The organism is Cupriavidus sp. GW823-FHT07B10, from assembly GCF_058794355.1.
Map to the genome: position 1 here is coordinate 1 of NZ_JBXAGS010000015.1, position 22,412 is coordinate 22,412.

General features: G+C 64.6%; 22 protein-coding genes. 21 read left to right on the top strand and 1 reads right to left on the bottom strand.

All coding sequences use genetic code 11. From position 1 onward, the window contains the following. The 11 genes from AC1Q6V_RS25405 to AC1Q6V_RS25455 form a co-directional block, all read left to right on the top strand. Positions 1 to 106, top strand: a 106-nt coding sequence (locus AC1Q6V_RS25405; protein WP_492316816.1) for an ABC transporter ATP-binding protein C-terminal domain-containing protein, incomplete at its 5' end; no start/stop codon positions are given. A 16-nt stretch (positions 107 to 122) separates the two neighbouring features. After that, positions 123 to 848 (top strand): ABC transporter ATP-binding protein, encoded by a 726-nt coding sequence (locus AC1Q6V_RS25410; protein ID WP_439671073.1) that lies wholly within the window; start codon positions 123 to 125, stop codon positions 846 to 848. A 74-nt stretch (positions 849 to 922) separates the two neighbouring features. Next, entirely contained in the window at positions 923 to 2,131 is a 1,209-nt protein-coding gene (locus AC1Q6V_RS25415) for an ABC transporter substrate-binding protein (RefSeq protein ID WP_010811286.1), read from the top strand. Positions 2,132 to 2,295: 164 nt separating this feature from the next. Then, positions 2,296 to 3,180 carry a branched-chain amino acid ABC transporter permease gene (locus AC1Q6V_RS25420; RefSeq protein ID WP_010811285.1) on the top strand — a complete coding sequence of 295 codons (885 nt, stop codon included), beginning with the start codon at positions 2,296 to 2,298 and terminating at the stop codon, positions 3,178 to 3,180. Beyond that, on the top strand, positions 3,180 to 4,235 hold the full coding sequence (locus AC1Q6V_RS25425) for a branched-chain amino acid ABC transporter permease (protein WP_010811284.1): 1,056 nt from the start codon (positions 3,180 to 3,182) through the stop codon (positions 4,233 to 4,235). The genes AC1Q6V_RS25420 and AC1Q6V_RS25425 overlap by 1 nt, the downstream gene beginning before the upstream one ends. A 331-nt stretch (positions 4,236 to 4,566) precedes the next feature. Further along, complete coding sequence (locus AC1Q6V_RS25430) at positions 4,567 to 5,103, top strand: hypothetical protein (protein WP_439668406.1); 537 nt, start codon at positions 4,567 to 4,569, stop codon at positions 5,101 to 5,103. A gap of 82 nt (positions 5,104 to 5,185) precedes the next feature. Beyond that, positions 5,186 to 5,947, top strand: coding sequence for a sulfite exporter TauE/SafE family protein (locus AC1Q6V_RS25435; RefSeq protein WP_010811282.1), 762 nt, complete (start codon positions 5,186 to 5,188; stop codon positions 5,945 to 5,947). Between the two features lie 349 nt (positions 5,948 to 6,296). Further along, the gene (locus AC1Q6V_RS25440; RefSeq protein WP_010811281.1) at positions 6,297 to 7,448 is read left to right on the top strand and encodes an ABC transporter substrate-binding protein; all 1,152 of its coding nucleotides are present in this window, start codon (positions 6,297 to 6,299) and stop codon (positions 7,446 to 7,448) included. A gap of 566 nt (positions 7,449 to 8,014) precedes the next feature. Beyond that, positions 8,015 to 9,067 carry a branched-chain amino acid ABC transporter permease gene (locus AC1Q6V_RS25445; protein WP_454749993.1) on the top strand — a complete coding sequence of 351 codons (1,053 nt, stop codon included), beginning with the start codon at positions 8,015 to 8,017 and terminating at the stop codon, positions 9,065 to 9,067. Positions 9,068 to 9,070: 3 nt separating this feature from the next. Further along, positions 9,071 to 10,912: a branched-chain amino acid ABC transporter ATP-binding protein/permease gene (locus AC1Q6V_RS25450; protein WP_010811279.1), complete on the top strand. Its 1,842-nt coding sequence runs from the start codon at positions 9,071 to 9,073 to the stop codon at positions 10,910 to 10,912. A 9-nt stretch (positions 10,913 to 10,921) separates the two neighbouring features. Continuing rightward, entirely contained in the window at positions 10,922 to 11,665 is a 744-nt protein-coding gene (locus AC1Q6V_RS25455; RefSeq protein ID WP_010811278.1) for an ABC transporter ATP-binding protein, read from the top strand. A gap of 259 nt (positions 11,666 to 11,924) precedes the next feature. On the opposite strand, the gene AC1Q6V_RS25460 is transcribed toward AC1Q6V_RS25455, so the two are convergent. After that, positions 11,925 to 12,860, bottom strand: coding sequence for a LysR substrate-binding domain-containing protein (locus AC1Q6V_RS25460; protein WP_037025231.1), 936 nt, complete (start codon positions 12,858 to 12,860; stop codon positions 11,925 to 11,927). A 168-nt stretch (positions 12,861 to 13,028) separates the two neighbouring features. On the opposite strand from AC1Q6V_RS25460, the gene AC1Q6V_RS25465 reads away from it, so the two are divergent. From AC1Q6V_RS25465 to AC1Q6V_RS25510, 10 genes are all read left to right on the top strand, one after another. Continuing rightward, the gene (locus tag AC1Q6V_RS25465; protein WP_010811276.1) at positions 13,029 to 14,009 is read left to right on the top strand and encodes a tripartite tricarboxylate transporter substrate binding protein BugE; all 981 of its coding nucleotides are present in this window, start codon (positions 13,029 to 13,031) and stop codon (positions 14,007 to 14,009) included. A 3-nt stretch (positions 14,010 to 14,012) separates the two neighbouring features. Next, on the top strand, positions 14,013 to 14,885 hold the full coding sequence (locus AC1Q6V_RS25470; protein ID WP_011616233.1) for an N-formylglutamate amidohydrolase: 873 nt from the start codon (positions 14,013 to 14,015) through the stop codon (positions 14,883 to 14,885). A gap of 211 nt (positions 14,886 to 15,096) precedes the next feature. Beyond that, positions 15,097 to 17,055, top strand: coding sequence for a tRNA uridine-5-carboxymethylaminomethyl(34) synthesis enzyme MnmG (mnmG, locus tag AC1Q6V_RS25475; RefSeq protein WP_010811274.1), 1,959 nt, complete (start codon positions 15,097 to 15,099; stop codon positions 17,053 to 17,055). Positions 17,056 to 17,076: 21 nt separating this feature from the next. Beyond that, complete coding sequence (rsmG, locus tag AC1Q6V_RS25480; protein ID WP_011616232.1) at positions 17,077 to 17,778, top strand: 16S rRNA (guanine(527)-N(7))-methyltransferase RsmG; 702 nt, start codon at positions 17,077 to 17,079, stop codon at positions 17,776 to 17,778. 84 nt (positions 17,779 to 17,862) lie between these two features. After that, positions 17,863 to 18,636, top strand: coding sequence for a ParA family protein (locus AC1Q6V_RS25485; protein ID WP_010811272.1), 774 nt, complete (start codon positions 17,863 to 17,865; stop codon positions 18,634 to 18,636). 14 nt (positions 18,637 to 18,650) lie between these two features. Continuing rightward, positions 18,651 to 19,553 (top strand): ParB/RepB/Spo0J family partition protein, encoded by a 903-nt coding sequence (locus tag AC1Q6V_RS25490; protein WP_010811271.1) that lies wholly within the window; start codon positions 18,651 to 18,653, stop codon positions 19,551 to 19,553. A gap of 356 nt (positions 19,554 to 19,909) precedes the next feature. After that, complete coding sequence (locus AC1Q6V_RS25495; protein WP_010811270.1) at positions 19,910 to 20,413, top strand: ATP synthase subunit I; 504 nt, start codon at positions 19,910 to 19,912, stop codon at positions 20,411 to 20,413. Between the two features lie 231 nt (positions 20,414 to 20,644). Next, on the top strand, positions 20,645 to 21,511 hold the full coding sequence (atpB, locus tag AC1Q6V_RS25500; RefSeq protein WP_037025280.1) for a F0F1 ATP synthase subunit A: 867 nt from the start codon (positions 20,645 to 20,647) through the stop codon (positions 21,509 to 21,511). Between the two features lie 62 nt (positions 21,512 to 21,573). After that, entirely contained in the window at positions 21,574 to 21,840 is a 267-nt protein-coding gene (atpE, locus tag AC1Q6V_RS25505) for a F0F1 ATP synthase subunit C (RefSeq protein WP_010811268.1), read from the top strand. Positions 21,841 to 21,939: 99 nt separating this feature from the next. Beyond that, positions 21,940 to 22,410, top strand: a complete 471-nt coding sequence (locus tag AC1Q6V_RS25510) for a F0F1 ATP synthase subunit B (RefSeq protein WP_010811267.1) — start codon at positions 21,940 to 21,942, stop codon at positions 22,408 to 22,410. Positions 22,411 to 22,412 lie beyond the last annotated feature (2 nt).

The window sequence follows — 22,412 nt, forward strand, 5'->3', positions numbered from 1 at the left end:
TGGCGCGATCCTGGCCGAAGGCCCGTATGCCGAAGTGTCCAGGGACCCGCGCGTGATGGAGGCCTACATGGGCACCGTCGACGCGGAACTGCAGGGCGCGCACTGAGAGGGCCGGGGAACATATGACGACATCCAACACACCCGCGCTCGAGATCAAGGGCCTGCACGCCTGGTACGGCGAATCGCACATCCTGCACGGCGTGGATTTGACCGTGAACCGCGGCGAAGTGGTCACGCTGCTGGGCCGCAACGGCGCTGGCCGCACCACCACGCTGCGCGCGATCATGGGACTGACCGGCGCGCGCAAGGGCTCGATCAAGGTCAATGGCCACGAGACCATCAGCCTGCCCACGCACAAGATCGCGCACTACGGCATTGGCTATTGCCCCGAAGAGCGGGCGATCTTCTCCAGCCTCTCATGCGAAGAGAACCTGATGCTGCCGCCGGTGCTGAAAGGCGCCGACACCAGCAAGGGCATGAGCGAATCCGATATCTACGAGATGTTCCCGAACCTGAAGGAGCGCCGCCAGAGCCAGGGCACGCGTCTTTCCGGCGGCGAGCAGCAGATGCTGGCGGTCGGGCGCATCCTGCGCACCGGCGCCAACCTGCTGCTGCTCGATGAAATCTCGGAAGGGTTGGCACCGGTGATCGTGCAGGCGCTTGCGCGCATGATCCTGATGCTCAAGCAGAAGGGGTACACGGTGGTGATGGTGGAGCAGAACTTCCGCTTTGCCGCGCCGCTGGCTGACCGCTTCTACGTGATGGAGCACGGCAGCATCGTCGAGCGCTTCGCGGCCAATGAGCTGGAGGCCAAGATGCCGGTGCTGCACGAACTGCTCGGGGTCTGATCCGCACGGATCATGGGTTGATGTTTGGCAGGAACGGGTGGCGCGCACGCCGCCGCAAATCAGGAGACATAGACATGAAAAAGACTCGGCTCGCGGCCGCGATGGCGGCCATTGCCATGGGTGCGGTTTCCTTCAGCGCCGTTGCCCAGGTGTCCGGTGACACCGTGAAGATCGGCTACATCACCGACATGTCGGGCCTGTACGCCGACATCGACGGCCCCGGCGGCCTGGAAGCCATCAAGATGGCGGTCGAGGACCGCGGCGGCAAGGTGCTGGGCAAGCCGATCGAGATTGTCTCTGCCGACCACCAGAACAAGGCCGACATCGCCGCCTCGAAGGCGCGCGAATGGATGGACCAGCAGGGCCTGGACCTGCTGCTGGGCGGTACCAACTCGGGCACCGCGCTGGCGATGAACAAGGTGGCTTCGGAGAAGAAGCGCGTCTACATCAACATCGGCGCCGGCACCGCGCGCCTGACCAACGAAGAGTGCTCGCCGTACACGGTGCACTACGCCTATGACACGGTGGCGCTGGCCAAGGGCACCGGCAGCGCGGTGGTCAAGCAGGGCGGCAAGTCGTGGTTCTTCCTGACCGCCGACTACGCCTTCGGCCATTCGCTGGAAAGCGATACCGCGGCGGTGGTCAAGGCCAGCGGTGGCACGGTGGCGGGCCAGGTGCGCCATCCGCTGTCGGCATCGGACTTCTCGTCGTTCCTGCTGCAGGCGCAGTCGTCCAAGGCGCAGATCCTGGGCCTGGCCAACGCCGGCGGCGACACCATCAATGCGATCAAGGCGGCCAAGGAATTCGGCATCACCAAGTCGATGAAGATCGCCGGCCTGCTGATGTTCATCAACGATGTGCACAGCCTCGGGTTGAAGAACACCGAAGGCCTGCTGATGACCGACAGCTGGTACTGGGACATGAACGACGACACCCGCAAGTTCGCCAACCGCTTCTTCGGCAAGATGAAGAAGATGCCGAGCAGCCTGCAGGCCGCGGACTACTCGGCGGCCAGCACCTACCTGAAGGCGGTGGAAGCGGCCAAGACCGACGATCCGGACAAGGTCATGGCCGAGTTGAAGAAGATGAAGATCAACGACTTCTATACCAAGGGCTATATCCGCCAGGACGGCCGTGGCATCCACGACATGTACCTGATGCAGGTGAAGACCGCGGCAGAGTCGAAGAAGCCGTGGGACTACCTGAAGGTGGTCGCGACCATTCCGGGCGACCAGGCCTTCACCACGGTGGCCGAGTCGAAGTGCGCAATGCTGAAGAAGTAAGCTGATGTGAGATCTGCCGGCGGCGCGCCACCTGCGTGCCGCCGGCATCGGACGCGGTTCCTTGCTGCGGTGTTCGCCAACGGTGTTCGCCGCAGCGTTCGCATTACCTGGCACCAACCGCAGCAATCCCCGCCATACAACGGCGGTATCAACGGCACTCCGCGATGGACATCTTCGGAATCCCCTTGCCGGCCATGCTTTCCCAGCTATTGCTGGGGCTGGTCAACGGCGCCTTCTATGCGATGCTGAGCCTGGGCCTGGCGGTTATCTTCGGCCTGCTCAACGTCATCAATTTCGCGCACGGCGCGCTCTTCATGCTGGGCGCTGTGCTGGCCTGGATGGGCATGGAGTACGCCGGGCTGAACTACTGGATCATGCTGCTGCTGTCGCCGCTGGTCGTCGCCGCACTGGGCGTGGTGATCGAGAAGACCATGCTGCGCTGGATCTACAAGCTCGACCATATCTACGGCCTGCTGCTGACGCTGGGCATCACGCTGGTGATCGAGGGCATCTTCCGCTCGATCTACGGCGTCTCCGGGCTGCCGTACTCGACGCCGGATGCGCTGCAGGGCGCGACCGACCTGGGCTTCATGATCCTGCCCAACTACCGCGCGTGGGTCGTGGTGGCGTCGCTGGTGGTGTGCTTTGCCACCTGGTACGTGATCGAGAAGACCAAGCTGGGCGCCTACCTGCGCGCCGGCACCGAGAACCCCAAGATGGTCGAGGCCTTCGGCGTCAACGTGCCGCTGATGGTGACCCTGACCTACGGCTTCGGCGTGGCGCTGGCCGCGTTTGCCGGGGTGCTGGCCGCGCCGGTGATCCAGATCTCGCCGCTGATGGGCCAGAACCTGATCATCATCGTGTTCGCGGTGGTGGTGATCGGCGGCATGGGCTCGATCATGGGCTCGATCCTGACCGGCCTGGGGCTGGGCGTGGTCGAGGGGCTGACCAAGGTGTTTTATCCGGAAGCGTCGTCGACCGTGGTGTTCTTCATCATGGTGATCGTGCTGCTGCTGCGCCCGGCCGGGCTGTTCGGGAAGGAGAAGTGATGAGCGCACCCTCCACATCATCGACGCCATCCACGGTGGCGGCCAACGCGGGCAACGCAGGAAAGGGACAAGGCGTGCAGAAGAAACTGTTGTACGGATTGCTGCTGCTGGCACTGGTGGCCGCGCCGCTGGCAGGTGCGTATCCGGTGTTCGTGCTCAAGGTGCTGTGCTTCGCGTTGTTTGCGTGCGCCTTCAACCTGCTGATCGGTTATACCGGGCTGCTGTCGTTCGGCCATGCGGCCTTCTTCGGCGGCGCTGGCTACGCGGCCGGCCATGCCATGAAGGTCTGGGGCGTGACCCCGGAAATCGGCCTGATCCTGGGCACCGGTGCGGGCGCGCTGATCGGCTACGTGGTGGGCTCGCTGGCCATCCGCCGGCAGGGCATCTACTTCTCGATGATCACGCTGGCGCTGGCGCAGATGCTGTTCTTTATCTGCCTGCAGGCGCCGTTCACCGGTGGCGAGGACGGCCTGCAGGGCATCCCGCGCGGCAAGCTGTTCGGTGTGCTGCCGCTGTCGGACGACCTGACGCTGTACTACGTCGCGCTGGCGATCATCGTGGCCGCCTTTGCGCTGATCGTGCGCACGGTGCATTCGCCGTTCGGCCAGATTCTGAAGGCGATCAAGGAGAACGAGCCGCGCGCGATCTCGCTGGGCTATGACGTCGACCGCTTCAAGCTGACCGCCTTCGTGCTGTCGGCGGCGCTGTCGGGGCTGGCCGGCTCGATCAAGGCGCTGGTGCTGGGCTTCGAGACGCTGACCGACGTGCACTGGTCGATGTCCGGCTCGGTCATCCTGATGACACTGGTCGGCGGCCTGGGCACATTGTCGGGCCCGATTGTCGGTGCCTTCGTGGTGGTCGCGCTGGAGAACAAGCTGGGCGACATCGGCAACTTCCTGGCGTCGGTCACCGGCATCTCCTGGTTCGGCACGCTGGGCGAGTCGGTGACGATGGTGACCGGCGTGATCTTCGTGATCTGCGTGCTGACTTTCCGCCGTGGCATCATGGGCGAGCTGCTGGCGCGCTTCGGGGGCCACTCGGGCAAGCGGGAGTAACCCGGCAGGAGTGACCGCGGGTCGACATGCCCGATTCTGGGGCTAGGGTTTTTTCTAGCTTGTCCTCGATGCACCGCTTCGTTACATTCCATATACGGTTTTCGCAGGTTAAATGGAGGCGGAAGCGAGGAGACGACAGGCGCGCACCCGGTGTCGGGTAGCAGCGTTATAAATAAAGGGCGTTGCCGGGTGATCCTCGGCAACGCTTTTTTCATTTGGGCCTCCCAATCGCTGCTGTGGCGCTTTCGCCCCATCATGGGGCATCCAGGCTGCACCGGCATCACCTGGCTACCCTCCACATGCGACAATGCGGGCGCTCTCATTGCCCGCCATGCCTGCCGCACCTGATTCCCCCGACTCCCCAGCCGTTCCGGATCATCCCGACGCGCCCGCGCCGCAGGGTTTGGTACGCCTCGGACTGGGCGCCGACGCAGCCACGCTGGAAGCCTGGCTGGCTACGGTGCAGCCACTGCCGGTGCCCGCCGCGCGCGCGCGCCGGCTGATGCTGGACGAGCTGCTGGCCCAGTCCGGTCGCGGCATCTGCCTGCTGGTGGATGATGCGCAGGCTCCGCACGATCTGCTGGCGTGCCTGCCGGTGGCGCTGCTCCCGAGCCTCGAGCTTGCCGGGCTGGCCGCTTGCGGCATGGAGTGGTGGGTACGGCCCGGCCTGGACGGCGGGGCCCGCCGCGCCTGCCTTGAGGCCTGTTGTGCCACGCTGGCCGACTGGGGCCGCGCGCACGGTATCCGTCACGCGCTGCTGGCGCCGGGGCTGGCGGCAGGGCAAGGCGGCGCGCCGCCGGGCTTCAGCCCGCATGGCAACGGCATGTGGCACCGCAGCCTGGTGCCTGCGGCCAAGGTGCTGGGCTGAACTGATACCGCCCGGCAGCGCGCCGGCCCGCCCGCACCGATCTCCTCCGATCCTATCCCTTTTCGCTTTCCTGCTTCCTGCAATGACGGAATTCGCATTCCTGGCGGTTGCCGCCTTTCTCGCCGGCCTGATTGACGCGGTCGCCGGCGGCGGCGGCCTGGTACAGATCCCGGCGATGTTCTCGGCCTATCCCAATGTCGCGCCGGCCACGCTGCTGGGCACCAACAAGATGGGCTCGATCGCGGGCACCGCCAACGCGGCGCTGCGCTACGGCCGCAGCGTGCGCATCTACTGGGGAGCGACCGCGCCCGCGGTGGTGGCGGCCCTTGTCTTCTCGATGGCCGGTGCCTGGGCGCTGACCAAGATTCCGGCCGAACCGCTGCGCAAGGCGTTGCCATTCGTGCTGGTGGTGTTGCTGGTCTACACCGTGGCCAAGAAGGACCTGGGTACGGAACACGCGCCGACGCTGTCGGGGTCGCGCGAGCGCGTCGCGGCGCTGCTGGCCGGTGCCGCCATCGGCTTCTATGACGGCGTGTTCGGCCCGGGTACCGGCAGCTTCCTGATGATCGCGTTCGTGCGGGTGTTCGGCTATGACTTCCTGCACGCGGCGGCCTCGACCAAGGTGGTCAACCTTGCCACCAACCTGGCGGCGCTGCTGTTGCTGGCCAGCAAGGGCCATATCTGGTGGCAACTGGGCCTGGTGATGGCAGTGGCCAACATCGCCGGCAGCCAGGTGGGCAGCAAGCTGGCCCTGCGCCACGGCAGCGCCTTCGTGCGCAAGGTGTTTATCGTGGTGGTGAGCGCGCTGATCCTGAAGACCGCCTGGGACGCGTTCCTGCGCTGACGGCGAAGCCGGGCGGCGCTCGCGATGCGGGTTAATCCTCCCTTTTCGCGCCAAGTCGCTGTGCTAGACTCGATCCGAATTCCCGACCGCACGGTCGGTGAATAGCCGGATCGCGCCGATCCGGGGGAGTGGTGCGGACGGGGAAACTGGGGAGCGGCCTTGCGTCGTTCCTGGCTGTAGCGCAGGTGCCGGCGATGTGCCTGTGTTGACCCGAGGGGTCGATCAAGGCCCACTGAACCGGATGGTATGCGCACCCGCTGGGCTGCGCCTCATCCAGTTCAGTGGACCAGGGCATCCGCCGGTGGACGCCGGACGGATGCCTTTCCGTTTCAGGAACCGAGGAGACAAGATGGATTTCAAGCGCGCCAGCCTGCTGGCAATCGCTGCGGCGAGCCTGGTTGCCGGTGCAGCCCAGGCACAGGTCAAGGTCGGGGTGACGGTGTCGGCCACGGGTCCGGCGGCATCGCTGGGTATTCCGGAGAAGAACACCTTCACGCTGATGCCCAAGGAAATCGCGGGCAAGAAGATCGAGTACATCGTGCTGGACGATGCCTCCGACACCACCACCGCGGTCAAGAACACCCGCAAGCTGATCAGCGAAGACAAGGTTGACGTGGTGGTGGGTTCCACCGTGACGCCGAACTCGCTGGCGATGGTGGACGTGGTGGCCGAGAACGATACGCCGATGATCACCATGGCCGCCTCGGCCCGCATCATCGAGCCGATGGATGCCAAGCGCGCCTGGGTCTTCAAGACGCCGCAGAATGACTCGCACATGGCGACCGCCATTGCCGAGCACATGACCAACAACAACGTGAAGACGGTGGCCTTCATCGGCTTCGCGGACGCCTATGGCGACAGCTGGGCGCAGGAGTTCGCCAAGGTGGCGGAGCTGCGCAAGATCAAGGTGGTCGCCAACGAGCGCTTTGCCCGTACCGATACCTCGGTCACCGGCCAGGTGCTGAAGATGATGAGCGCCAATGCCGACGCCGTGCTGATCGCAGGCTCGGGTACGCCCGCGGCGCTGCCGGCCAAGACGCTCAAGGAGCGTGGTTTCAAGGGCAAGATTTACCAGACCCACGGTGTGGCCAATGCCGACTTCCTGCGCGTGTGCGGCAAGGATTGCGAAGGCACGTTCCTGCCGGCCGGGCCGCTGCTGGTGGCTGAGCAATTGCCGGACAGCAATCCGGTGAAGAAGCCGGCCATGTCCTACAAGACTTCTTACGAGAAGGCCTTCGGTGGCCAGGTCTCGACCTTCGGCGGTCATGCCTGGGATGCGGGGCTGATCCTGCAGCATGCCATCCCTGAGGCGCTGAAGAAGGGCCAGCCGGGTACCAAGGAATTCCGCAAGGCATTGCGGGATGCGATGGAGCAGACCAAGAATCTGCCGGTTTCGCATGGGATCATGAACATGAGTGCTACCGACCACCTTGGCTTTGATCAGAGGGCACGGGTGATGGTGCAGATTGTTGATGGGAAGTGGAAGTTGTTGACTAAGTGAGGGTCGGGGGGCGGCGTGGCGCTATGCGGTTGGGTGTCGCCCTTGGCAAGTGCTGCTGTTTCGCCGGCTTAGCCGGCGAGTCACTTTCTGTCCGAGCGACAGAAAGTAACCAAAGAACGCGTCGCCTATGCGGCTGGCAATAAATTGCACGGTGTTGGTGGTTCGCACGGTGGTGCTTGCCGTTCTGGCGTGGTTGCCCGTTCGACCCTGCTACGCCATGTGAGTCAGGGATAGTGCCTTCGATAACCCACTATTGAACAATCCCCATGCAGGGCGTAGGCCGCCTGCTGCAAACGGCATCGCCTGGACGCCTACGGCTGCTGCGCCGGCTCAAAGTGCGCTAACGGTCATTGGGCGCTTGCGCGAAACGCTACGCCTGCCAAGAGCGACAACCAACCGCATGGCAACAATGCGAAACGCTCACGCCGCCATACACACCTCTCGTTAGGGCTTGCCTGTATTTCCACATTAGGCAATCCGTTTACTATTGCGTAAATCCCGAAGCACACAGCACCCTGTCGGCCCCCATATGATGCAGGCAGGTATTTCCAAGAGACGGGGAGACAATGGACTTATCAATCGCTGCCATCCTGGCCCAGGACGGCATCACCTCGGGCGCGATCTACGCGCTGCTGGCACTGGCCCTGGTGCTGGTGTTCTCGGTGACCCGGGTCATCTTCATCCCGCAAGGGGAGTTTGTTGCCTACGGCGCGCTGACGCTGGCGGCGATGCAGGCCGGTCACGCGCCGCAGACCAGCTGGCTGCTGCTGGCGATGGGGGCGCTGACCTTCATCTATGAAACCGTCACGGTGCTGCGCAGCCCCGAGTTGCGCCGCACGCTGGGCCAGCGGCTGGCGGTGCTGGGAGGCAAATACCTGGTGTTCCCGCTCGCGGTGCACTGGCTGGCGCAGCAGTATGGCGCGCAGCCGCTGCCGATGCTGGCGCAGATCGCGCTGACGCTGCTGATCATCATCCCGCTGGGGCCGATGCTGTACCGGCTGGCCTACCAGCCGCTGGCCGAGGCCAGCACGCTGGTGCTGCTGATCGTCTCGGTCGGCGTGCACTTTGCGCTGGTGGGGCTGGGCCTGGTGATGTTCGGGGCGGAGGGTTCGCGCACCAATGCGTTCTCGGATGCGCGCTTCGACGTGGGGGCGCTCAGCATCTCGGGCCAGAGCCTGTGGATCGTGGGCGTGTCGGCGCTGCTGATCGGCGCGCTGTACTTCTATTTCGAGCGCACGCTGCAGGGCAAGGCGCTGCGCGCGACCGCGGTGAACCGGCTGGGCGCGCGCCTGGTCGGCATCGGCACCACGCAGGCGGGGCGGCTGTCGTTCACGCTGGCCGCGGCGATGGGCGCGCTGTGCGGCATCCTGATCGCGCCGCTGACCACCGTGTACTACGAGTCGGGCTTCCTGGTGGGCCTGAAGGGCTTTGTCGGCGCCATTGTCGGCGGGCTGGTGAGCTACCCCGTGGCGGCGCTCGGTGCGCTGCTGGTGGGCCTGCTTGAATCCTATTCGTCCTTCTGGGCCAGCGCGTTCAAGGAGGTCATCGTCTTCACACTGATCATTCCGGTGCTGCTGTGGCGCTCGCTGACGAGCAAGCATGTCGAGGAGGAGGAATAAGCCATGACCATGCTGACCGACAAGCAGGCGCGGGTGGCCAGTGCCGAGGCAGGCAGCCGTGCGCGGCTGAACCGCAACCGGGTCCTGGTGCTGGCTTTCATTGTGGTGCTGGTGTTGCTGCCGGCGCTGCCGACGCCGGAGTTCTGGATCACGCTGGGCAATTACATCGGCCTGTACAGCATCGTGGCGATCGGGCTGGTGCTGCTGACCGGGGTGGGCGGCATGACCTCGTTCGGGCAGGCCGCGTTCGTGGGGCTGGGCGCGTACAGCACTGCGTACCTGACCACGCAGTTCGGGCTGTCGCCCTGGTTCGGGCTGATGGTGGGGCTGGTGATCACGATGGCATCGGCCTATGTGATCGGGCTGATCACGATGCGCATGTCCGGCCACTACCTGCCGCTGGCGACCATTGCCTGGGGCCTGTCGCTGTTCTTCCTGTTTGGCAACCTGGAGTTCCTGGGCAAGTATGACGGCCTGAACGGGATCCCGGTGCTGTCGCTCTTCGGCATCGAGCTGCAGTCGGGCCGCTCGATGTTCTACCTGATCTGGGCGGTGGTGCTGCTGGCCGTGCTGGCGATGCAGAACCTGCTGAACTCGCGCCCGGGGCGCGCCATCCGCGCGCTCAAGGGCGGTGGCGTGATGGCCGAGGCCATGGGTGTGAACACCGCATGGATGAAAGTGGTGATCTTCGTGGTGGCGGCGGTTTTGGCGTGCGTGTCGGGCTTCCTGTACGCGCACCTGCAGCGCGCGGTGAACCCGACGCCGTTCGGCCTGAACTACGGCATCGAGTACCTGTTCATGGCCGTGGTCGGCGGCGTGGGCCATGTGTGGGGCGCGGTGCTGGGCGCGGGCATCCTGACCATCCTGAAGGATGTGCTGCAGGGCGTGCTGCCCAAGCTGCTCGGTGCCAACGGCAACTTCGAGATCATCGTCTTCGGCGTGCTGCTGGTATTGCTGCTGCAATACGCGCGCGATGGCATCTGGCCGTTCCTGCGGCGTCTGGTGCCTTCTGGTCCACCGGTGCTGGCGCCGGCGCAGGCCGAGGCCCTGGCCGTGCGCCAGAAGCCCGAGGCGGGCGACCTGATTCTGGATGTGCGCGCCGCGCGCAAGGAGTTCGGCGGGCTGGTGGCGGTGAACGATGTCAGCTTCCAGGTGCGCGCGGGCGAGATCATCGGGCTGATCGGTCCCAATGGCGCGGGCAAGTCCACCACCTTCAACCTGGTGACGGGCGTGCTGCCGGTCACGCGTGGGGAGGTGCGTTACCGCGGTGAAGTGATCTCGGGCCTGCCGTCGCGCGAGATCGTCAAGCGCGGCATCGGCCGCACCTTCCAGCATGTGCACCTGCTGCCGACCATGACGGTGCTGGAGAACGTGGCCATAGGCGCGCACCTGCGCGGTGATTTCCGCGCCCAGGGCGGCGTCTCGGCAGCGATCCTGCGCATGAACAAGGCCGAGGAAGAGAAGCTGCTGTTCGAGGCGAAGCGCCAGCTTGAACGCGTGGGCCTGGCCGATTGCATGTACATGGAAGCCGGCAGCCTCGCGCTGGGCCAGCAGCGGATTCTTGAAATCGCGCGTGCGCTTTGCTGCGACCCGGCGCTGCTGCTGCTCGACGAGCCGGCAGCGGGCCTGCGCTACAAGGAGAAGCAGGCGCTGGCCGAGCTGCTGCGCAAGCTCAAGGGCGAGGGCATGAGCGTGCTGCTGGTCGAGCACGACATGGATTTCGTGATGAACCTGACCGACCGGCTGGTGGTGATGGAATTCGGCACGCGCATTGCCGAGGGCGTGCCCGAGGAAGTGCAGAAGAACCCCGCGGTGCTGGAAGCCTACCTGGGTGGCGTGGAGTAAGGACCGGACATGAGCCTGATTCTCGAAGTGAAGGACCTCCACGTCCGCTACGGCAAGGTGGAAGCGGTGCACGGCGCCAACCTGAAGGTGGAGGCCGGCAAGATCGTCACCGTGATCGGCCCCAACGGTGCCGGCAAGTCGACCATGCTCAATGCGGTCATGGGTGCGCTGCCGGTGACGGGGTCGTCGAGCGGCTCGGTCAACTACCTCGGCCACGACATGGCCGGCATCCCGGTGGAAGGGCGCGTTGCGCGCGGCATGTGCCTGGTGCCGGAGAAGCGCGAGCTGTTTGCGTCGATGACGGTGGAAGACAACCTGCAGCTGGGTGCCTTTCGCCGCAAGCGCGCCGGCGAGAAGAACTACCTGGACCAGATGGACGTGGTCTACGACCTGTTCCCACGCCTGCGCGAGCGTGCCCGCCAGGACGCCGGCACGCTCTCCGGGGGCGAGCGCCAGATGCTGGCGGTGGGCCGCGCGCTGATGGCCAAGCCGCAGCTGCTGATGCTGGACGAGCCCAGCCTTGGCCTGGCGCCGCTGATCGTGAAGGAGATCTTCCACATCATCAGCAATCTGCGCCAGACCGGCGTGGCCACGCTGCTGATCGAGCAGAACGCACGCGCTGCGCTGCAGGTGGCGGACTACGGCTATGTGATCGAGACCGGGGATATGGCGATGGAAGGGCTGGCCGACGAACTGGCGGCGAATCCGAAGGTGATCGAAACCTATCTTGGATTGGCAAAAAAGGCGGCTTAACCCGCCCGGTTTTCGCCAGAGGAATGAGGGTCTGCGGATGCAGGCCCTTTTCTATTGGTGGTGTGAATAACTTTGGGGATAACCCAATTCAGAGGCGCTTCGGGCGGATGTCGCTATCGGTGCGCTGATGTAGGTACGCAAATATCTACTGGGGTAATTTTTAGCAATCAAATTTACCGGATAACATCCATACAGATAATAATTTTAGGAATTTTATCTGTGGAATGAATGTATCTTTGCATAATTTTTTCAATGTTAGTCATCCGGCGAATAAAGTGTTGGTGCCGCTGCCTGTATCCTTCGCTGCGGTTTCCAGCAGCCAATCCCGGAAGCAGTTCAGCGCCGGATGATCGCGCCGTTCCTTCGGCGCACACAGGAAATAGCCCCGTTGCAGCGTAATTGGCAGGTCAAACGGCGCCGTTACGCGTCCGGCGGCAATTTCGTCGCGCACCAGGCAACGCTGCAGCACGGCGACGCCGATGTCGGCGCGCACCGCCTGGATCAGGATCGAGACCTGGTCGAACGCTGTGGATAACCTTGGCGCAGCGTTGGGTACGCCGGCGGCCTGCAGCCAGTTTTGCCAGTTCGCCGGTGCGGTGGTGTGGTAGAGCAGGGGCTCGTCCAGCAGCTCCGCAGGAGACTGCCAGCGGCCGGCCTCGCGCCGTGCCCGGGCGCGGTCCGGATGGCAGACCGGCACCAATTCACGTCCCACCACATAGTCGGCCTGCAGGCCGGGCCATTTGCCGGCTTCACCCGCCAGGATGGCGGCGTCGGGGGAGGGGCCGGAGAGGTCCTCGTCGCGCTGGTACGGGACGAAGTCCAGCCGGATTTCCGGATGGCGGCGATGGAAGTCCGGCAGGCGCGGCACCAGCCAGACGCTGGCCAGCGTGGGCACGACGGACAGCGTCAGGTGGTGCCGGCGGTTGCCGGCGCGCAGGGTGGCGCTGGCATGCTCGATCGTGGCCAGCGGCTCGGCCACGGCCTCAAGCAATTTCCGGCCGGCATCTGTCAGCACCAGCCGGTGGGCATTGCGCTGTAGCAGCGGCTGCCCGAAATGCGCTTCCAGCCGCGCGATGGCGCGGCTGATGGCACCCTGCGTCACGCACAGTTCGTCCGCCGCACGCGTGAAGCTGCCCAGCCGCGCCGCGGTGGCAAAGGCGTGCAACTCAGACATCGATGGGGAATGCAGCCGCATGGTGGGGGAGGGGAGGAAGGGCGGGACGGCTGCCGGAGCGGCCGCTGCAGGATGATCTTTGGTAATGCAAACGTGCAATATAGTCGTTTGTGCCCGCCCGGTAAACGGCTGACACTCGTCCGGTTCATGCACAAAACCAACAGGAGAATCCCCGTGATCCGAGCCAGGATGTCCCGCCGCCAGCTGCTGCTGTCCGGTACCGCCGCCGCTGCCACGCTGGCCTTTGCCGGCAACGCGTTCGCGCAAGCCAATTACCCGACGCGTCCGATCCGTCTGATCGTGCCGTTCGCGGCGGGTGGCTCCACCGACCTGTCGGCGCGCCTGGTGGCAGAGTTTGCCGGCCGCGAGCTGGGCCAGTCGATCGTGGTCGAGAACAAGGGCGGCGCCGGCGGCTCGCTGGGCATGGAGCAGGTGGCCAACGCCGCGCCCGATGGCTACACCATCGGCATGGCCACGGTCAGCACGCATGGTTCCAACCCGGCGGTGTACCCGAAGCTGAAGTACGACCCGATCAAGGACTTTGCCCCGATCACCAACGTGGTGTCGATGCCGAGCGTATTCACGGTGCATCCGAGCGTGCCGGCGAAAACCATGCAGGAGTTTATTGCCTTAGCCAAGGCCAATCCGGGGAAGTATTCAGTTGCCTCGCCGGGCACAGGGACCCTCGGCCACGTAAATCTTGAGAACTTCCAGATGCTGGCGAAGATCCAGCTGCTGCATGTGCCGTACAAGGGCGCCGGCCTTGGACTCAATGACGCGGTGGCAGGGCAGGTCAATGCAATCTCGGACAACCTGGCCTCTGCGCTGCCTCACGTGAAATCGGGCCGCCTGCGCGCGCTGGCGGTGCTTGGCGCCACGCGCTCGCCGCAGTTGCCAAACGTGCCCACCTATGCAGAACTGGGCTACAAGGAGATGGGCGACGGCGGTTGGTTCGGCATCGTCGCGCCTGCGAATACGCCGCCCGCCATCGTCGCCAGGCTGAACCAGGCGATCCACAAGGCCATGCAGAACCCCGAGTTCAAGCGCAAGGTGGAAGAATCCGGCGGCACGCTGGTGCCGACTACGCCGGAGCAGTTCAAGGCGCAGATCCAGCAGGCGATGGCGCGCTACGCCCGCGTGGCCAAGGCTGCCGATATCAAGCTGGACTGAGGCATGGCGGAGGCAATCAACCAAGCTGCGGTACTGCCGCCGGTCATCGTACGCCTGCCGGAAGGGGAGGCGCTGCCGCTGGTATGCGACTCGCCGCACAGCGGTACCGAGTACCCGGCTGACTTCGGTGCGGCGATCCCGGCCGCGCGCCTGCGTGGCGGCGAGGATACCCACGTCGATGCCTTGTGGGAGGCCGTGCCCGCAGCAGGTGGTACGCTGCTGGCGGCCACTTTCCCGCGGGTCTATATCGACCCGAACCGGATGCCCGACGACATCGACCCGGCCCAGCTCGACGGCACCTGGCCGACGGCATTGGCCCCGGGGCCGAAGACGCGGCTGGGCTTCGGCCTGATCTGGAGCCGGGTCGACGCCAGCACGCCGATCTATGACCGCCGCCTGTCCGTGACGGAAGTGCAGGCCCGTATAGACCGCTACTACCGGCCATACCATGCGGCGCTGGCCGAGGCCGTGGAGGGCGCCCACCAGCGCTTTGGCGCGCTCTGGCACCTGAACCTGCACTCCATGCCCAACAACGCCTACGAGCGGCTCAAGATCGCCAGCCCGCATCCGCTGGCGGACTTTGTGCTGGGCGACCGTGACGGCACCACCTGCGAGCCGGGACTGGTCGACCTGGTCGAACGGGAACTGCGCGGCATGGGTTACACGGTGGCTCGCAACGACCCGTACAAGGGCGTGCAGCTGATCGCGCAGATTGGCCGGCCGGCCGAGCGGCGCAATAGCCTGCAGATCGAAATCCGGCGGCCGCTGTATATGGACGAGGTGACGCGCGAGCGCAATGCCGGGTTCGCCACCTTGCAGCGCGATCTTGACAAGCTGACCCAGCAGGTTACGGGCTATATCCGCGCGCAGCTTTGAGGCGCTTGTTCCACGTGAAACATCAGGCCGGGCCATGTGCCCGGCCTTTTTGTTTCACGTGGAACATAACGTCGCTTTCGAGCGACTCGCCGGGTATCGCCAACGCCATGTTTCACGTGAAACATGGTTACCATCGGAAGGCGGCTAGTCGATTGCCGCTATAATTTCGCATTCCCGTATTTTCCCGCCAGCCTCCCGGAGGAGGTGTCCCATGCTTTACCCAAAAGAATTCGACGTCATCGTCGTCGGCGGTGGCCATGCCGGCACTGAAGCTGCACTCGCCGCGGCCCGTATGGGCTGCCAGACGCTGCTGCTGACTCACAACATCGAGACGCTGGGCCAGATGAGCTGCAACCCGTCCATCGGCGGCATCGGCAAGGGGCACCTGGTCAAGGAAGTGGACGCCATGGGCGGTGCCATGGCCGCCGCCACGGACGAGTCCGGCATTCAGTTCCGCATCCTGAACTCGAGCAAGGGCCCTGCGGTGCGCGCCACGCGCGCCCAGGCTGATCGCGTGCTGTACCGCAAGGCCATCCGTACAAGGCTGGAGAACCAGCCGAACCTGATGCTGTTCCAGCAGGCGGTGGACGACCTGATGGTGGAGGGCGATCGCGTAGTCGGCGCCATGACCCAGGTGGGCATCGCCTTCCGCGCCCGCGCGGTGGTGCTGACCGCCGGTACCTTCCTGGACGGCAAGATCCACGTCGGGCTAGACAACTACACCGGCGGCCGCGCCGGCGACCCGGCAGCAGTGTCGCTGTCGGCACGCCTGAAGGACCTGAAGCTGCCGCAAGGCCGCCTGAAGACCGGCACGCCGCCGCGCATCGACGGCCGCACCATCGATTTCTCGGTGATGGAAGAGCAGCCCGGCGACCTGGATCCGGTGCCGGTGTTCTCCTTCCTGGGTCGTCCGGAGCAGCACCCGCAACAGCTGCCGTGCTGGATCACCCATACCAACAGCCGTACCCACGACATCATTCGTGGCGGGCTGGACCGCTCGCCGATGTACACCGGCGTGATCGAAGGGGTAGGGCCGCGCTACTGCCCCAGCATCGAGGACAAGATCCATCGCTTTGCCACCAAGGAAAGCCACCAGATCTTCCTGGAGCCCGAAGGCCTGACCACCAACGAGTTCTACCCCAATGGGATCTCGACCAGCTTGCCGTTCGACGTGCAGCTGGAACTCGTGCACTCGATCCGCGGGATGGAGAACGCGCATATCCTGCGCCCCGGCTATGCGATCGAGTATGACTACTTCGATCCGCGCGGGCTGAAGGCATCGCTGGAGAGCAAGGCCATCAGCGGCCTGTTCTTTGCGGGACAGATCAATGGCACCACCGGCTATGAAGAAGCCGCCGCGCAGGGCCTGCTGGCCGGCATCAATGCTGGCTGCTATGTGCGCGAACGCGATGCGTGGACGCCGCGCCGCGACCAGGCCTACCTGGGTGTGCTGGTCGACGACCTGATTACTCGCGGTGTGACCGAGCCGTACCGCATGTTCACCAGCCGCGCGGAATTCCGCCTGAGCCTGCGGGAAGACAACGCCGATATGCGGCTGACTGAGGTTGGCCGTGAACTGGGCGTGGTCGACGATGCGCGTTGGGATGCCTTCAACCGCAAGCGCGACGCTGTTTCACGTGAAACAGAGCGCCTGAAGAGCACATGGGTGAACCCCGCGATGCTTCCGGGCGAAGACGCCGTGCCGCTGCTGGGCAAGCCGATCGAGCGCGAGTACAGCCTGGCCGACCTGCTGCGCCGGCCAGAAGTCCGCTATGAGGCACTGATGGCGCTGCAGGGTGGCCGCCATGCCCCGGAAACGCCGTTGGACGCCGAGCCGATGCTGGCAGAGCAGATCCGCGAGCAGATCGAGATCGGCATCAAGTACCACGGCTATATCGCCCGCCAGGCGGCGGAGGTCGACAAGCTGGAAGCCAACGAGTCGACGCGCCTGCCGGAAGGGCTGGACTACACCGAAGTGCGTGGCCTGGGCTTCGAGGTCAGCCAGAAGCTGAACCAGCATCGTCCGGAAACGCTGGGCCAGGCCTCGCGCATTTCCGGCGTGACGCCGGCCGCGATCTCGCTGCTGCTGGTGCACCTGAAGAAGAAGGGGCTGGGGCGCACGCGCGCTGAGTCGGGCGCGCCTTCGGGCAACTCTGAAGAGGCTGCTTGAGTGCCCGGTCCGCGACACACCATGACCGACGACGCCACGCAGCGCCGTCGCCTTGAAGCCGGTCTGGCCCAGATCGGACTGGCGCTGGCGCCGGCCCAGATCGACACCTTGTTTGCCTACCTGGCGCTACTGCGCAAATGGAACGGCGTCTACAACCTGACCGCAATCCGCCACCCCGATGAGATGCTTACGCATCACATGCTGGACTCGCTCGCCGCCGTGCCGGCACTGGCCGAAGCCGCGCGTGCCGCAGAGGTAGGCACGCCGGCGCGGGGCAGGGTATTGGACGTGGGCTCGGGCGGCGGCATGCCCGGCCTGCCGCTGGCCATCGCCTGTCCCGACGTGTCGGTGCTGATGGTGGACATCGTGCAGAAGAAGACCGCCTTCCTGACCCAGTGCCGTGCGCAACTCGGGCTCTCCAATGCCGCGGCGCATTGGGGGCCGGTGGAGAAGCTCGACGATGCCAGCGGCTTTGCCGTGATCACCTCGCGCGCGTTTGCGGAATTGACTGATTTCGTGAACCTGTCGGGCCAGCTCCTTGCACCGCACGGCAAGCTGATCGCCATGAAGGGGGTTTATCCACAGGCCGAGCTGGACCGCATGGAAGCTGCCGGGCTGATGGCGCAATGGCAGGTCGATGCGGTTCCCCGCATCACCGTGCCCGGGCTGGATGCCGAGCGCCACCTGGTGGTGCTGTCGCGGCGCGCAAGCGCCCACGCATGACGTACGCCGCGGCGCTGCGTGCAGCGCCGCGAACTGCCAGCCCCGCGCTGGCCGGATGAATTGAAGCAGGAGCCTCAGTAGCTTATGGCCAAGGTATTCGTGATCGCAAACCAGAAGGGCGGGGTAGGCAAGACCACCACCACGGTGAACCTCGCCGCCGGCCTGGCCGCGCAGGACCAGCGCGTGCTGCTGGTCGACCTGGACCCGCAGGGCAATGCCTCGATGGGTTCGGGCATCGACAAGCAGGCGCTGGAGCACAGCGTGTACCAGGTGCTGGTCGGCCTGGCCAGCATCAAGCAGGCGCGCCAGCGTTCCGAGACCGGCAGGTACGATGTGCTGCCCGCCAACCGCGAACTGGCCGGCGCGGAAGTGGAACTGGTCGAGCTGGACCAGCGCGAGCGCCGCCTCAGGCAGGCCATCGCAGAGGTCAATGACGAATATGATTTCGTGCTGATCGACTGCCCGCCGTCGCTGTCGCTGCTGACGCTGAATGGCCTGTGCGCCGCGCATGGCGTGATCGTGCCGATGCAGTGCGAGTATTTCGCGCTGGAAGGGCTGTCGGATCTGGTCAACACCATCAAGCAGGTGCACGCCAACCTGAATCGCGACCTGCAGGTGATCGGCCTGCTGCGTGTCATGTTCGATCCGCGCGTCACGCTGCAGCAGCAGGTGTCGGCGCAGCTGGAATCGCACTTCGGTGAAAAGGTCTTCAAGACCCTGATCCCGCGCAATGTGCGGCTGGCCGAGGCACCGTCCTATGGCATGCCGGGCGTGGCGTTCGATCCGTCATCGAAGGGCGCCAAGGCGTACCTGGATTTCGGCGCCGAGATGATCGCGCGCGTCAGGCAGCTGGGCTGAAGGAGAGGGCAAGCATGAGCACTGCAAAGAAAAAGGGCCTGGGCCGCGGCCTTGAAGCGTTGCTGGGCGGGCCGGCCGAAATCGTTGAATCGGTGAAGCAGGAGGGTGCGCCCACCGTGCTGCGCCTGAACCAATTGCAGCCGGGCAAGTACCAGCCGCGCACGCGCATGGATGAAGGCGCGCTGCAGGAACTGGCCGCCAGCATCCGCGCGCAGGGCCTGATGCAGCCGATCCTGGTGCGCCGCGTGGCCGAGCCGGACCGCTATGAAATCATCGCGGGCGAGCGGCGCTTCCGCGCGTCCAAGCTCGCCGGCCTGGACAAGGTGCCGGTGCTGGTGAAGGACGTGGCCGATGAAGCCGCGGCCGCGATGGCGCTGATCGAGAACATCCAGCGCGAAGACCTGAATCCGCTGGAAGAAGCGCAGGGCATCATGCGCCTGATCCGCGAGTTCAGTTTCACGCATGAGCAGGCGGCCGAGTCGGTCGGCCGTTCGCGCAGCGCGGTGTCGAACCTGCTGCGCCTGCTGAACCTGGCCGCACCTGTGCAGACCATGCTGATGGCGGGCGACCTCGACATGGGCCACGCGCGCGCGCTGCTGGCGGTGGACGGCGCCAACCAGATCACGCTGGCCAACCAGATCGTGAACAAGCGGCTGTCTGTGCGCGAGACCGAGAAGCTGGTGGCGTCCACGCTCAAGCCGTTCGACCTGAAGTCGCTCAAGCAGAAGGGCGCCAACAACGTGCGCGATGTGGCACGGCTGGAAGAAGAACTGTCCGATGCGCTGGGCCTGGCGGTGCAGATCAAGCTGGGCGCGCGCGGCAAGGGCCAGCTCACCATCCACTTCAGCGACAACGACGCGCTTGAAGGCGTGCTCGTGCGGCTGCGCGAATCGACTGAAAAGCAGAAGGTCGCCTGAGGCAGGGTGCCAAGGCGCGCGTAACTTTGCGTGCGCAATTCGGTGCGATTAACGGCCATTGCGGCGATGACTGTTGCGTGTACGCTGCAGTGTCCGTTCCTGGGACCGGTATACGTACGGCGTACCCGGTAATCCCTCATCATGCGCAGGGTTCGCTGCGCAATCCAATTACGTCAAACATTATTGCTGCGCAATTTTTGTGAAGCCATCATGGCATCGTGATGGCAACCGTTGTGCGCAACACACTGCAAGCTAAATGTAAGCAGATTGACGCGAATCAGTAGTTCCCCTTAAAATCGTGCGGTTTGAATTCTGGTCGGGCCGAAAAGTTCCGGCCTGGAATAAGGCGAGCAGTAGTGGTTCAAGACCGTCAGCAGCGAGGCGCCGGGTCCCGTCAGGAAGATGACTGGGACGACTGGAAAGAAGGCGCAGACCGTGAGGAAGAGGCTGTCGATCCGCTGTCGCACGCCGAGGCGGTGACGCTGTTTGGTGAGCGCGCGTTGCGCCCTTCGCGCATGACCCCGGGCAAGGTTGTCCTGGCGCAGGTGATGGTCACCCTGCTGTCGGCACTGTGCTGGGCGCTGTTCGCGAAAGAGGCCGGCCCGTATGGCTGGTCGGCGCTGTTCGGCGGCATGGTGTGCTTCGTGCCGAGCGGGTTCTTCGCGTTCCGCCTGTGGCTGGCGCGCGACCGGGCTTCGGTCGGCGGACTGGTCCTGGGCGAGGCGATCAAGGTCTTTGGCACGGCGGCTCTGCTGGTGCTGGTGGTGGTGCTGTACCGGGATCTGCGTTGGGTGCCGATGCTGGTCACGTTCCTGCTGGCGCTAAAGACATATTTGGTGGTGGCTCTGGTGATCCGCTAGGCCAGCCGCACGAAGGCGGTGCCTCATCCGGAAATGGGGCACCAAGACGGAATATCAAGATTTGCCGTGCCGGTTTCACAGTGGTGACACCGGACACGGCCAAGGTTGGACCCCGCTTGCATTGCGGTGACCGGCGAATCCGCCGAAGGCAATGCAAGTTGCGTACCGGGCGTTGGCCAGACAGTGGCGGCGCGCGGCCCGAAGATTTCGCAATATACCGTTCGTATCGACATGTCTGATGCTACCCAAGGCGCCGAACACGCGCTGACACCCTCCGGCTATATCGCCGAACACTTGCAGAACTTGAACTCGGTCGGCGGCAAGCAAGCGTCGGTGGTCGATTTCTCCGTGATCAACTACGACACGGTGTTCTGGTCCGTGCTGTGCGGCGCCATCGCCGTGCTGTTCCTGTACGCCGCCGCGCGCCGCGTCACCGCCGGCGTGCCGGGCCGCTTCCAGGCCTTCGTCGAGATGATCGTCGAGATGGTCGATGACCAGGCCAAGGGCATCATCCACGGCGACCGTTCGTGGATCGCGCCGCTGGCGCTGATGGTGTTCTGCTGGATCACCATGATGAACGCGATCGACCTGATCCCGGTGGACTGGGTCAACGGCCTGAATCAAGTCCTCGGCATCTTCCACCTGCACATCCCCCACCACCGCGCAGTGGCCACGGCCGACCTGAACGGCACGCTGGGCATGTCGTGCTCGGTGCTGGTGCTGATGATCTACTACAGCTTCAAGATCAAGGGCACGGGCGGCTTCATGCACGAACTGTTCTCGGCCCCGTTCGGCGCCAAGTGGTATCTGGCCCCGTTCAACCTGGTCCTGAACCTGATCGAATTCCTGGCCAAGGCCGTTTCGCTCGGCATGCGATTGTTCGGCAACATGTACGCCGGCGAACTCGTGTTCCTGCTGATCGCGCTGCTGGGTTCGATCTGGACGTTCGGCGCCGACCTGTCCGCGCTGGGCTTTGTCGGCCACGTGCTGGCCGGCGCGGTATGGGCGATCTTCCACATCCTGATCGTCCTGCTCCAGGCCTTCATCTTCATGATGCTGACGCTGGTGTACATCGGCCAGGCTCACGATCACCACTGATTTTCGGTTTTTTGGTTTTTTGGTTTTTTGGTTCTAAGTCTCTCTAAATTAAAGGAGTCGTCATGCAAGAATTTCTCGCCAACATCCAGGGTCTGACCGCCATCGGTATCGGCATCATCATCGGCCTGGGCGCTATCGGCGCCTGCCTGGGTATCGCCCTGATGGGTGGTAAGTACATCGAAGCCTGCGCACGTCAGCCCGAGCTGATGAACCCGCTGCAAACCAAGATGTTCCTGCTGGCTGGCCTGATCGACGCGGCATTCCTGATCGGCGTGGGCGTTGCAATGCTGTTCGCCTTCGCCAACCCGCTGCTGGCTGTCATCAAGTAATTCTTTTCGGTCTGCATGATGCTGACGGGCGGCGCGGGCCACCAGCCTGGCCGCCTTTTGTGCATTTATCTGTAGTTTGATTACCGAAAGGAACACACCATGAATCTGAACGCAACGTTTTTTGCGCAGATGGTCGTGTTCTTCATCCTGTGGTGGGTTGTTGCCAAATTCATTTGGCCGCCGCTGGTGAAGGCGCTCGACGAACGCGCAAAGAAGATCGCCGATGGCCTCGCCGCTGCCGAGAAGGGCAAGGCCGAGCTCGAACTCGCCAACAAGCGTGTGGACCAGGCTATGGCCGAAGCCCGCACCGAGGGTGCACAACGCGTCGCTGACGCCGAGAAGCGCGCCCAGCTGACGGCAGACGAGATCAAGCAAAACGCCCAGGCAGAAGCCGCACGCATCATTGCCCAGGCCAAGGCCGAAGCAGAACAGCAGGTTACCCGCGCACGCGAAGCACTGCGTGACCAGGTTGCCGTGCTGGCCGTCAAGGGTGCCGAGCAGATCCTCAAGCGTGAAGTGAACGCGCAGGTCCACACCGACCTGCTCAATCAACTCAAGGCTGAGCTCTAATC